Annotated in this window: 11 protein-coding genes; 5 read left to right on the top strand and 6 right to left on the bottom strand. The window is 74.6% G+C overall.

Annotated elements, in window-relative coordinates; all coding sequences use genetic code 11:
* Positions 1 to 282 precede the first annotated feature (282 nt).
* From ACOJUF_RS04385 to ACOJUF_RS04370, 4 genes are read right to left on the bottom strand one after another with little or no spacing between them, the layout of a single operon-like run.
* Entirely contained in the window at positions 283 to 900 is a 618-nt protein-coding gene (locus ACOJUF_RS04385; protein ID WP_420120649.1) for a maleylpyruvate isomerase family mycothiol-dependent enzyme, read from the bottom strand.
* 55 nt (positions 901 to 955) lie between these two features.
* Positions 956 to 1936: an RNA polymerase subunit sigma-70 gene (locus ACOJUF_RS04380; RefSeq protein WP_420120648.1), complete on the bottom strand. Its 981-nt coding sequence runs from the start codon at positions 1934 to 1936 to the stop codon at positions 956 to 958.
* 39 nt (positions 1937 to 1975) lie between these two features.
* Complete coding sequence (locus ACOJUF_RS04375) at positions 1976 to 3928, bottom strand: vWA domain-containing protein (RefSeq protein ID WP_420120647.1); 1953 nt, start codon at positions 3926 to 3928, stop codon at positions 1976 to 1978.
* 6 nt (positions 3929 to 3934) lie between these two features.
* A complete protein-coding gene (locus tag ACOJUF_RS04370; protein ID WP_420120646.1) occupies positions 3935 to 5353 on the bottom strand; it encodes an ATP-binding protein in 1419 nt (472 codons plus the stop codon).
* Between the two features lie 246 nt (positions 5354 to 5599).
* On the opposite strand from ACOJUF_RS04370, the gene ACOJUF_RS04365 reads away from it, so the two are divergent.
* Positions 5600 to 5809, top strand: coding sequence for a hypothetical protein (locus tag ACOJUF_RS04365; RefSeq protein WP_420120645.1), 210 nt, complete (start codon positions 5600 to 5602; stop codon positions 5807 to 5809).
* Between the two features lie 9 nt (positions 5810 to 5818).
* Positions 5819 to 6034: a hypothetical protein gene (locus ACOJUF_RS04360; protein WP_420120644.1), complete on the top strand. Its 216-nt coding sequence runs from the start codon at positions 5819 to 5821 to the stop codon at positions 6032 to 6034.
* A gap of 303 nt (positions 6035 to 6337) precedes the next feature.
* Here ACOJUF_RS04360 and ACOJUF_RS04355 read toward each other — a convergent pair whose 3' ends face one another.
* Entirely contained in the window at positions 6338 to 7408 is a 1071-nt protein-coding gene (locus ACOJUF_RS04355; protein WP_420120643.1) for a DNA polymerase domain-containing protein, read from the bottom strand.
* Positions 7409 to 7587: 179 nt separating this feature from the next.
* On the opposite strand from ACOJUF_RS04355, the gene ACOJUF_RS04350 reads away from it, so the two are divergent.
* From ACOJUF_RS04350 to glsA, 3 genes are all read left to right on the top strand, one after another.
* Entirely contained in the window at positions 7588 to 7911 is a 324-nt protein-coding gene (locus ACOJUF_RS04350; protein ID WP_420120642.1) for a hypothetical protein, read from the top strand.
* 67 nt (positions 7912 to 7978) lie between these two features.
* Positions 7979 to 8908 (top strand): pseudouridine synthase, encoded by a 930-nt coding sequence (locus tag ACOJUF_RS04345; RefSeq protein ID WP_420120641.1) that lies wholly within the window; start codon positions 7979 to 7981, stop codon positions 8906 to 8908.
* Positions 8909 to 8997: 89 nt separating this feature from the next.
* The gene (glsA, locus tag ACOJUF_RS04340) at positions 8998 to 10800 is read left to right on the top strand and encodes a glutaminase A (protein WP_420120640.1); all 1803 of its coding nucleotides are present in this window, start codon (positions 8998 to 9000) and stop codon (positions 10798 to 10800) included.
* On the opposite strand, the gene ACOJUF_RS04335 is transcribed toward glsA, so the two are convergent.
* Positions 10790 to 11864 (bottom strand): MFS transporter (locus ACOJUF_RS04335; RefSeq protein ID WP_420120639.1); only part of this gene is annotated, 1075 nt, incomplete at its 5' end. The two genes, glsA and ACOJUF_RS04335, sit on opposite strands and share 11 nt — an antisense overlap.

Below are 11864 nucleotides of genomic sequence, written 5' to 3'. Positions count from 1 at the left end.
CGGAACTGACCGAGGCGAATACGGCGGCCTTCGTGACCGGGTTCTTCGTGGCGCCGAGCGAGCCGACACCGGTCACGTCCCAGCCATTGCTGGAATATTTCGATCAGTTGCTTGAGATGCACCGGACCGGTCCGGCGGGCCCCCGCGACCGGCTCCGGGGCCGCCGCTCCGTCCGGCGGGCGGCCACCGGCCACCCGAACGACCGACCCGACCGGGGCGGCCGCCGGTGTGACCAGCGTCTCGTGCCCGACGGGCGGTCCGCCGGAGCGTCCGCCGCCGATGTCAGCGGATCGGCGGGTCCAGATCCCTGCGGCCCGCGACGGCCAGCAGCAGCTCCGCCGCCGGCCGCGCCGTCACCACGTCGCCGTCACCCAGGACCAGGTCGGTGTCGGTCGCGACCAGGCGGCGGCCGGTCAGGTCCACCCCGAAGAAGGCCAGCTGGATCGGCCCGGCGCCAGCCAGCACCAGACGCACCCGGTCGGCCGGCGGCCGCGGGCGGCCCAGCGGCTCGGTGAGGTCCTGCCCGTGGATGACGTCGTGGCTCAGCGCCCCGGTCTGGCCGCCGGCCGGCGGCTGCCACGGGTGGCGCACGTTGTCGCGCAGGTCGGCCAGCAGCTCGGCGTCGGAACACTCGGCGGTGTCGCGACGGGCCAGCTCGTCGGCGAACCGGTTGAAGTCGCCGCCGTGCGCGGCGATGCCGGCCAGCACGCTCGGCCCGGAGTGCCGGTACGGCATCGTCATGTGCGCGACGACCTCGCGGACCCGCCAGCCGGCGCACAGCGAATCGGCGCCCCACTCGTCGGGGGTCAGCTCGTCGAGCAGGTCCGCCAGGCGCTCGCGCTCGGCGGCGGTCGCGGCGGCGATCGGGTCGGTCAGGTCGAGTTCGGTGTCCAGGGCCACGGGGCCGTCCTTCCGGTCGGGATGTCGGACCGGGTACGACCGGGCGGCCGCGGATTCATCGGTCGGCCGGCAGGAATTCCGGCAGGCCGAACTCGGCGAAGCGGTCGCCGCTGCCCAGGAAGGTCACCGAGTCGGCCACCCGCCCGCCCCGCAGCTCCACCAGCACCAGCGCGAACGGGTGCAGCGGGCCACCATCGGACCCGTCGGCCGGCCGGTACTGCCCGAAGCCGGCGGAACCGTTGATCAGGGTCGGCACCAGCCGCGCCCCGGCGCAGCCGCCCAGGGCGATCAGCCCGGCGATCCGGGCGCCGCCCTGCACCCACCACGCGAACGGCGGCATCGAGGTGACCGCGTCGGCCCGCAGAACGGCGGTGAGCGCGTCGACGTCATGGGCCTCGAACGCGGCGACGTACCGCTCCAGCAACGCCCGCTGGCCGGCGTCGGCCGGGTCGAAGGGGTCGGCCGGCGAGGGTCGGTGCCGGTCGAGGGTCTCCCGGGCCCGGACCAACGCGCTGTTCACCGCCGCCGGGGAGGTCTCCAGCAGTGCGGCCGTCTCGGCCGCGGAGAACCGCAGGACGTCCCGCAGGATCAGGGTGGCCCGCTGCCGGGGCGGCAGGTGCTGCAGCGCGGCGACGAACGCCAGCCGCACCGTCTCCCGCTCGACGACGAGCTCGGCCGGGTCGGTCGCCGACAGCAGCCGGGATCCGGGCATCGGCTCGACGAAGCGGTCGGGCGGGAGCGGCGCGCCGAGGGCGCCGCCGTCGGCCGCCGCCGGCCCCAGATCGACCGACCCGGCCCGCCGGGCGGTGCCGCGCAGCAGGTCCAGGCAGACGTTGGTGGCGATGCGGAAGACCCAGGCGCGCAGCGACCCGCGGGCCGGATCGAACCGGTCGAGGTGCCGGTGGGCGCGCAGGATCGTCTCCTGGGCGGCGTCGTCGGACTCGCTGGACGCGCCCAGCATCCGGTAGGCGTACGCGGTCAGCGGGCGGCGCAGCGCCTCCAGCTCGGCCAGCCGGTCGACGTCGGTGACGGTCACCGCACCATCATGGCGCCGGTCAGCCCCGGTCGGCCCCGGTCAGCGCCGGTGCCGCAGGTAGTCCGCGACCACCGACGCGCCGAGCCCGTCCAGGTCGGGCGCCACCACCCGGCCACCGCAGCGGCGGGCCAGCCGGTCGGTGAACATGGCCAGCCGCGGGTCGTCACCGAGGATGAAGAAGGTGACGGCGGCCCGCAGCCCGGTCAGCCGGTCCAGCTCGCCGACCGTCGCGTGCAGCGTCTCCGGGGCGGGCGGGTAGGCGAAGACCGGCGACCCGTCCGGCTCCAGGTGGGCGGTCGGCTCGCCGTCGGTGACGACCAGCACCACCGGGGTGGCGTCCGGGTGCCGGCGCAGGTGGGCGCCGGCCAGCAGCAGCGCGTGGTGCAGGTTGGTGCCCTGCACGTACGCGCCCTCCAGCCCGACCAGCTCGCCCAGCTCGACCCGGCCGGCGTGCCGGCCGAACGTGATCAGGGCCAGGTCGTCGCCGCGGAACCGGGTCGAGATCAGGTGGTGCAGGGCCAGCGCGGTGCGCTTCATCGGCACCCACCGCCCCTCCTGCACCATCGACCACGAGGTGTCCACGCACAGCGCGACGGCCGCGCGGACCCGGCGTTCGGTCTCGATCACCTCGACGTCGGCGACGTCGAGCGGGCGGGGGTCACCGCTCGCCCGCCGCAGCTGGGCGTTGAGCAGGGTGCGGGGCACCGACCACGGTGCGGTGTCGCCGAACTCCCACGGCCGGGTCGCGCCGGAGGCGTCGCCGGCCGCGCCGGAGCGCCGGGTCTCCCGTTCCCCGGTCCGCCCGCCGATCCGGTCGGCCACGTCGGCCAGCGCGGTCTGGCCGAGCCGGCGCAGCGCCTTGGGCGAGAGCTGCAGCGACCCGTCGGCGGCGCGCTGCAGGATGCCCTGGTCGCGTAGCTCGCGCTCCAGCTCGGCCAGCGCCCGGGCGTCCACCCGCGCCGGCTCGCCGAGCACCTCGGCCAGCAGGTCGAGGTCGATGTCGTCCAGGCTGGCCCCCGGATACCCCTGGGCCAGCTGCTCGCCCAGCGCGTCCAGCCGGCCCAGCTCCTCCAGCGCGCGGGTGGCCTCGCCCATGCCCATCGGGTTGTCGCCGCGGAAGCGTCCGGAGCCGTCCCAGTCCTGGCCGGGCCGCAGCTGCTGCAGCATGGCGTCGAGCTGGGACAGCGACTGGGCCAGCCGCGGGTCGCCGAACGCCTGCTCGGTCAGCGCGGCCAGCTCGGCCCGCTGGTCCGCCGAGAGGGAGTTCATCATCCGCTGGGCCGCCGCCGACCGGGCGGCCAGCACGTCCACGAGTTCGTCGGTGGTCTGCGGGTTCTCCGGGAAGTAGTGGCCGTGCTCGGCCATGAACCGGGCGAACTGCTCCGTGGGGTCCTCGAGCCGGGCGTGCGCCTGCAGCAGCACGTTCAGGTCGTCGAGCATCGCCCGGATCGCCTCGACGTCCTGCGGGGACGCGTTCTCCAGCGCCTGCTTCATGCCGGCGAAGCGCTGGTCGAGCATCTCCCGACCGAGCAGGTCCTTGATCTGCTCGTAGGCCGACCGCGCGTCGGGGGACTGCCAGTCGTAGTTCTCCAGTTCCCGGACCGCGCCGCCGGCGTCGGACGGCAGCGCGTCCAGTTGCAGCTCGCGGAACCGGGCGTCGTCCGCCTGCGGGCCGGAGTCGCGCCGCTCCAGCGTCTTCCGCTCGGCGGTCACCGCCCGGTCGAGCAGTTCCCGGACCTGCTGCAGGGTGCCGTCGAGACGGTTGTTGCGCTGCAGGTCGCGGCGGCGCTGCCAGAGCTGGCGGTTGAGCTCGTCCAGCCCGCGCCGCTCGCCCAGGCCGCGCCGGAGCAGCTCGCGCAGCGCCTGCCGGGGCGAGCTGCCGTCCAGCACGTCCTCGCCCAGGCGATCGATCGCCTCCCGCAGGTCGAGCGGGGGCGCGAGCGGATCGGGACCGCCGTCGTACGGTCCGTAGGAGTAGCGGCGCCGTCTCACGAGAGATCAGCCGTAGCGGACGGTGTCGTCATCGGCGTTCTTGGCCAGCTTTCGGGTGAGAAAGAGTAGTTCCAGGGCCAGCTCGGCGGCGGACGCCATCGGGCCCGGGTCCTCGGTGCCGGCGACGCCGAGCCGCTTGGCCACCTCGGTGATCGTCCCGTTGGCCGCCCGGTCCGCGGGCAGCGAGGCGACGACGGCCGCGGCGGAGACGAGATCACCGGTGCGGACCGGGGTCCCGGTGACGGACTCGGCCAGCGGGGCCAGATCGACGCCGCGCAGCGCCCGGCGGGCGGTGTCGGCGGTGGCCCGGCGCAGCAGGTGCTCCAGGACCTCGTCCTCCCGGCCCTCCTCACCGGCGGCGAACTCGAGCTTGCCCCGCAGCACGGACGGGACCGCCAGCAGGTCGATCGGTCGTGCGGTGGGGGTGCTCTCGCCGGTCAGCGCGGCCCGGCGCAGCGCCGCGCCGGCCACCGTCTCGGCCGCCGTGACGGAGAACCGGGCCGAGACGCCGGAACCCTGGTCGATGGCGGAGGACTCGCGCAGCAGCCGGGTGAACCGGGCCAGGATCTCCAGCAGGTGCTCGGGAACCGTGGCGACCAGATCGGCTTCCTGCCGGATGACGGCGATCTCGTCGTCCAGCTCGAGCGGGTAGTGGGTGCGGATCTCGGCCCCGAAGCGGTCCTTGAGCGGGGTGATGATCCGGCCGCGGTTGGTGTAGTCCTCGGGATTGGCCGACGCGACCAGCAGCACGTCCAACGGCAGCCGCAGCGTGTAGCCGCGGACCTGGATGTCGCGCTCCTCCATGACGTTGAGCAGCGCGACCTGGATGCGCTCGGCCAGATCCGGGAGCTCGTTGACGGCGACGATGCCGCGGTGCGCCCGGGGCACCAGGCCGTAGTGGATGGTCTCCGGATCGCCCAGGGACCGGCCCTGCGCGACCTTGACCGGGTCGACGTCACCGATCAGGTCGGCCACCGCGGTGTCGGGCGTGGCCAGCTTCTCGGTGTAGCGCTCCGAACGGTGCCGCCAGCCGACCGGCAGGTCGTCGCCCAGGTCGGCGGCCCGGCGCACCGATTCCGGGGTGATCGGCTGGTACGGGTGCTCGCCCAGGTCGGAGCCCTCGATGACCGGGGTCCACTCGTCCAGCAGCAACGGCAGGGTGCGCAGCAGCCGGGTCTTGCCCTGGCCGCGCTCGCCGAGCAGGACGATGTCGTGGCCGGCCAGCAGCGCCCGTTCCAGCTGCGGCAGCACGGTGGTGTCGAAGCCGACGATGCCGGGCCACGGGTCGTGCTCGGCGCGCAGCGCGATCAGCAGGTTCTCCCGGATCTCCTGCCGGACGCCGCGCTGCCGGTGGCCCGAGGCGCGGAGTTCGGAGACGGTCCGCGGCAGGTCGGCGGGCAGCTCGGTGGGTGCGGTGGTCGTCACCTTCTCGAAGCTACGCCCGCCCGTCGCGGCCCCCACCCGGTTGTTCGCCCTCGGCGGAGCCGGCCCGCCCCGTCGCGGCCCGTACCGTTCCCGGCGCAGGCCCCCAGCACCCCGACTCGATCGGCAGGTCAGGGACTTTCGGCACTGGATGCCCGGTTTGCCGGGGCGCAGAATCCAAGCCGGGACACCAGCAGGCTCGGTGCCAGGGCCCGGACCGGGCGTCCCGGGCAGCGGAGGAGCGGCGCCATGACCACCAACGATCAGCAGCGGATCAGCCGGGACGCCGCACGCGCGGCGGCCGCCCGCACCGGCGGGGTGACCCGCTACGAGCGGGCCATGCAGCGTTACCTGTCGGCGGAGGCCTTCAAGACGCACCCGGAGGCCGCCCCCGAGGGGTGGGAGGGCAAACCGCAGCACCCGGCCCCGGTGCGCACCAACACGTCCGACGATTCGTAGGCTGGTCCGATGGCGAAGCGCAAGTGGTCCGAACTCAGCACCCCGGCGAAGGCCGGAGTGGTCACCCTGGCCGCGGTCGAGGCGGTCGTCACGACGATCGCCGCCCGGGATCTGAGCGGCCGCACCGACGCGCAGGTCAACGGCCCGCGCTGGCTGTGGAAGATCGCCTTCTTCGTCCAGCCGTTCGGCCCGCTCGGCTACCTGATCCTGGGCCGCAAGCGCTGACCCGGGGCGCCGCGCGGATCATCGACGCAGGCGCGCACGAACTCGTCGACTCGTGTCACTCCCGTCCCATTTGGTGCGAGTTCGTCCGCGCAACTCCTCACCGTCGACCAGGTGGGCGGCTGCGCCGACGACGTCGTCGATTGGAGCCCCAGTCCGCAATCCGGGTTCGTTGATCCGCGCCGGGGTGGGTGATCCGCGCCGCACCGGGTGCGGTGACTGCCGCGCGGATGAAGTCGTTGACAACCGTCCCACGGTGCACATTCGGGGCCACTTCATCCGCGCCTGGGTTGTTGATCCGCGCGGTCAGGGGGCGCCGGGGTTGCCGCTCGGGGCGGGGTTTCCGCTCCCGGCGGGGTCGGCGTTCGGAGCGGGGTCGGCGCCGTCCGCCGCCGCGCGCCGGGCGCGGGCACGGCGCTTGCCCTCGTGCATCGCGGCGACCCGGGCGACGGGGATGGCCCGGCCCTGCTCGACCAGCGCGTCCGGCAGGTGCTGCGGCGGCGGCATGAGCTCGCGCCAGGGGTCCGCGGAGCCCAGCCGGTCGGGGGCGGTGGCGATGGTGAAATCGGCCGGGTGGGCGCGGTCCAGATCGGCCCACGACAGCGGGAACGAGACCGGGACGCCGGGACGCAGCCGGGGGCTGTAGGCGGCGACGACCGTCGCGCCGCCCGCCCGGGTCGCGTCGACGAACACCTTCCCCTCCCGGTCCTGCACGATGTACTCCGTCGTCGCCAGCTCCGGATCGAGCCGGGCCGCCCGGGCGGCCAGGGCGCGGGTCGCCGCGGCCGCCGCCTCCGGGTCCACCCCGCCGACCAGCGGCACGAAGATGTGCACGCCCTTGGACCCGCTGGTCTTGACCGCGCCGGCCAGCCCGACCTCGTCCAGCGCGGCCCGCACCAGGTGGGCCGTGCCGACGACGACGTCGAACCCGGCCCCGGGCGGTGGATCCAGATCGAGCACGAGGAACGACGGGGCCCCACCCGGCACCCCCGCCGTTTCCGTCGCCCGGTGCAGCGTCACGTGGTACTCGACGGCCCGTTGGTTGGCGAACCAGAGCAGGGTCCGCCGGTCGTCGCACAGGGCGTACCGGATCTCGCGGTGCGAGGCGTAGGCCCAGACCGCCGTCGTGCGGACCCAGTCCGGCGTGTACCGCGGCAGGTTCTTCTGCATGAACGGCGGCTGGCCGGGCCGCACCCGCAGCACCGACAGCGGCCGCCCGGCCAGCACCGGCACGATGCGGTCGGCGACGACGTCCAGGTAGTCGACCAGCGCCCGCTTGGTCTCCGGGCCGTCGGCCAGCGGCGCGTCGAGGTTGGTCAGCTCCACGCCGTCCCGGCTCGGCGCCGGCGGCTTCGAGCGGCGGCCGGCGGCGGACATGACCGCACCGTAGCCGACCCGGTCGGGGCGCCGCGTGCGGCGATCGGGTCCTCCGGTCGGGGGACGGGGCGTCCGCCGGCCGATCCACCGGCCGGCCGGTGCGCCGGCCGGGGCCGCCGGGCGAGGCTCGGATGTCCGGTGCCGGACCGTCCGGCACCGGTCATCGAAAGGAGTGGTCCATGACCAGATTGATGGCAGCGGCGGTGCTCTCGACCGCCGGTGTGCTGACCGGCCTGGGGGCCGACCTCGCCGGATCCGGCGAGGCCGGCACGAGCGGCGAGCGCGCGGTGATCAAGCAGTTCGCGACGACCTACAGCAGCCCGTCCACCGAGTCGTTGCCGGTGCATCATCTGATGGCCGGCCGTGAGGTGGACGCGATGTGCTTCCGCGAGGGGCAGGTCATCGCCGAGAACCCGCTGTGGTTCCTGATCGAGGCGGACGGGCGCTCGGCCTGGATCCACCGCGACCTGATCGTGCCGCCGGCGGTGCTGCCGCACTGCTGACGCGCACGCGGCCGTGATCGCGCGCGATCGGGCCGGGGCCGGCGTCCGGGCGGTTATCCTTCCCCGCGTGCGCCGGCCCCCGCTTCCGGTCCGGGACGGGCTGAACCCGAGCCGGATCCGGCTCCCCGACGAGGGTCCGCCCACCGTCCTGGAGTACCTGGTGGAGCGGTTCGCCGCGGACGCCACCCGGGTGCGGGAGAAGGTCGACGCCGGCGAGGTGGTCGACGGGGACGGCGTGGTCGTCACGGTGGGCACGCCGTTCGTCCCGCAGGGCTGGGTCTTCCTGTACCGGGACCCGGCGCCCGAGCCGCGGGTGCCGTTCGAGATCGACATCCTGCACCGGGACGACGATCTGCTCGTCGTGGACAAGCCGCACTTCCTGGCCACGATGCCCCGCGGGCTGCACGTGGTCGAGTCGGCCCTGGTCCGGTTGCGCCGCGACCTGGGGCTGCCCGACCTGAGCCCGATCCACCGGCTGGACCGGGTGACCGCCGGCGTGCTGATCTTCTCGCTGCGCCCGGCCAACCGCGGCGCGTACCAGACGCTGTTCGCCAAGCGGAAGGTCACCAAGTACTACGAGGCGGTGGCGCCGTTCCGCCCCGACGTCGAGCTGCCGACGGTCGTCGAGTCCCGCATCGTCAAGGAGCGGGGGACGCCGACCGCCCAGCAGGTCGCGGGGGAGCCCAACGCGCGGACCTGGGTCGAGCTGCTGGCCGTGCGGGGCGACCGGGGCCTGTACGGGCTGCACCCGGCGACCGGCAAGGTGCACCAGTTGCGGCTGCACATGAACTCGCTCGGCCTGCCGATCGTCGGCGACAACTTCTACCCGACCCTGCTCGACACCGACCGGCAGGACTACTCCGACCCACTGCAGCTGCTGGCCAAGCGGATCGAGTTCGTCGACCCGCTCAGCGGCGGGCACCGGCGGTTCGACAGCCGGCGCTCGCTGGCCCGGTGGCCGGCCGCGAGCGCACCCTCCTTCGCACCGCCGGACTGAGTTTTCCGGGCGCGACACGCCCACGACACGCCGAACGGGCCGGCCGGTTCGTCATGATCGACCCGGCCGAGCGGAGGGGGAGGCGGCGGATGAAGTCGCTGGTGCAGGACTACGTGGACGGGCTCTACCGGGATCTGACCGGAGAGCGGTCCGGGTCGGTGGCCGATTACATCCCCGAACTGGCCGTGGTCGACCCGGACTCGTTCGCCATCTGCGTGGCGACCAGCGACGGGTACGTCTACGAGGCCGGCGACAGCCGCAAGCGGTTCGCGATCCAGTCGGTCTCCAAACCGTTCACCTACGCGCTGGCGCTTGCCGACCGCGGCCTGGACGTGGTGGCCGGCAAGGTCGACGTCGAACCGTCGGGCGAGCCGTTCAACGAGATCAGCCTGGATCCGGTGACCGAGCGGCCGCGCAATCCGATGATCAACGCCGGCGCGATCACCTGCGCCTCGCTGGTGCAGGGCGGGGACGTCGAGGAGCGGTTCGAACGGATCCGGCGGTTCTACTCCCGCTTCGCCGGCCGCGAACTGGGCCTGGACGAGGCCATGTACCACTCCGAGGACCGCACCGGGAACCGCAACCGGGCCATCGGCTACCTGCTGCGCGAGTACGGGATCGTCGAGGAGGACCCGACCACCACCCTGGGCGTCTACTTCCGGCAGTGCTCGATCGAGGTGGACTGCCGCGACCTGAGCCTGATGGCCGCGACGCTGGCCGACAGCGGCGTCCACCCGCTGACCGGAGACCGGGTGCTGGACGCCGCCACCAACCAGCGGGTGCTGTCGGTCATGACGACCTGCGGCATGTACAACGCGGCCGGCGACTGGGTCACCGAGGTCGGCCTCCCGGCCAAGAGCGGCGTCGGCGGCGGCATCCTGGCGGTGCTGCCGGGCCAGCTGGGGCTGGCCGTCTTCTCCCCGCGGCTGGACGCCCACGGCAACAGCGTGCGCGGCGTCGCCGCCTGCCGGCGGCTGTCCCGGGATCTCGAACTGCACTTCCTGCACGTCAGCCGGGCCGCCCGGTCCGCCGTTCGCGCGGCCTACGACGTGGTCGACCGGCCGAGCCGGCGCCGGCGCTCGCCGGCCGAGCACGACCTGCTGCTGCGGGTGGGGCGCCGGGCCCGGGTCTACGAGCTGCACGGGGACCTGCTGTTCGCCGGGGCCGAGTCGGTGATCCGCCGGCTGACCGGGGAGGCGGACGAGCTGGATGTGCTGGTGCTCGACCTGCGCGCGGTCGACGAGACGGCCGCGGTCACCCGGCGGCTGATGATCGGCGTGCGCGAGCAGCTGCGCGCCCACGGGGTGCAGGTCGTGCTGATCGATCCGGCCGGGGCGGTCGTGCAGCTGGACCCCGATCCGGCCAAGCGGGTGCGGCACTTCACCGACCTCAACGACGCGGTGGCCTACGCCGAGGACGTCCTGCTCGCCCGGCACGCCTCTCCGGACGAGGCGGCCGGCGCGCTGCCGATCCGCGAGCACCCCCTGGTGCGCGGGCTGCCCGAGGAGCGGCTGGCGCTCATCCTGCCCCGGCTCGAGCACCGCCGGTACGCCCCCGGCGATGCGGTGGTCCGCAGCGGCGACCCGACCCAGGGCCTGTTCCTCATCGTGGCCGGCCCGGTCGAGGTCAGCGTCGATCAGGGCGGCGTCCGGCACCACCTGTCGATGTTCACCGCGGGCACCACGTTCGGCGTCGCGTACGCGGTGGCCGGGCGCGAGTACGACATCGACGCGACCGCCCGGGGCGAGGTCGAGGCCATGGTGCTGCCGGCCGCGGCGATCGCGGACCTGACCGCCACCGCCCCCGACCTCATGCTCACCCTGATGAGCCGCCTGGTCGCCGGCGCGTTCGAGCAGATCGACCGGGTCACGCGGGTGCTGATCAGCGGGTGACCGGTCGGGCGCCGATCGAGCCGGCGACACCCAGCACCATCACCACCAGGGTGCCGGCGAAGGCGGTGAGCAGCGAGGCGGTCCAGGCCCCGGTGCCGTCGTGCAGCGCGCCGAGCAGGGTCGGGCCGAGCGCGGCCACGCAGTAGCCGCCGGTCTGCACGATGGCGGACAGCTGCCGGTTCTCCCGCAACGTCCTGGCCCGCCAGACCACGACCGTGAAGATCGTGACGAAGCCGCCGCCCTGGGCGATCCCGCTGGCCGCGCTCCAGACCGCCCAGGCCTGCGGTGCGAGCAGCAGCCCGAGCGGCAGCGCCGCCCACAGCAGTCCGTTGATCAGGAACGACACCAGCGGGCCGCCGAGCCGGTTGATGATCAGCGGGGCGCCGAACGCCCCGATCAGCGCGGCCACCTGGAAGATCGAGGACGCCGCGCCCGCCGCGCCGCGGGTCATACCGAGCTCGTCGGCGAGCACCGTCGGCAGCCAGGCGGTCAGCCCGTAGTAGGCGTACGCCTGGCCGGCGAACGCCGCGGTCAGCAACCAGGTGGACGGCCGGCGGATCATCGGCCGCCGGGCGAGGGCCGGCACCGGCGGCCGCGCGGTCGCCGCTCGGCCCGGGGGAGCGGCCCCGTCGGCCGGATCGGCCGGGTCGCTGGGATGGGCCGGGTCGCTGGGATCGGCCGGCCCGGTCGCATCGGCCGGGGTGGCATCGGCCGGGGTGGCGGCGGCCGGGGTGGCGCCCCGGGACGGGGTCGGGTCGGCCGATCGGCGCCGGGTCCGGGCCGCCAGCGGTCCCCAGACCGCCGCGGCGGCCACCGGCACGACCGCGGCCGCGCCGAGCGCCACCTGCCAGCCGAACGCGGCGGCCAGCGGGCCGCTGACCGCGAGCACCAGCATCGACCCGACGTTGAGCGCGGCCGTGTAGGTGCCCGTCAGCAGCGCGGCCCGGGTGCGTAAGTCGCGACCCACGATCGCCGGACCGTGCAGGTTGCGGATGGTTTTGGCCAGCCCTATCACCCGGGTGCCCCCGATCCCGGCCGGCACCGCGCCGGCCGACCGGACCAGG

Origin of the sequence: Nakamurella sp. (genome assembly GCF_048594475.1) — a bacterium.
Classification (GTDB): Bacteria; Actinomycetota; Actinomycetes; order Mycobacteriales; family Nakamurellaceae; genus Nakamurella.
The sequence above is the reverse complement of the archived record's forward strand: the minus strand, read 5'-3'. Positions and strand labels throughout refer to the sequence as shown.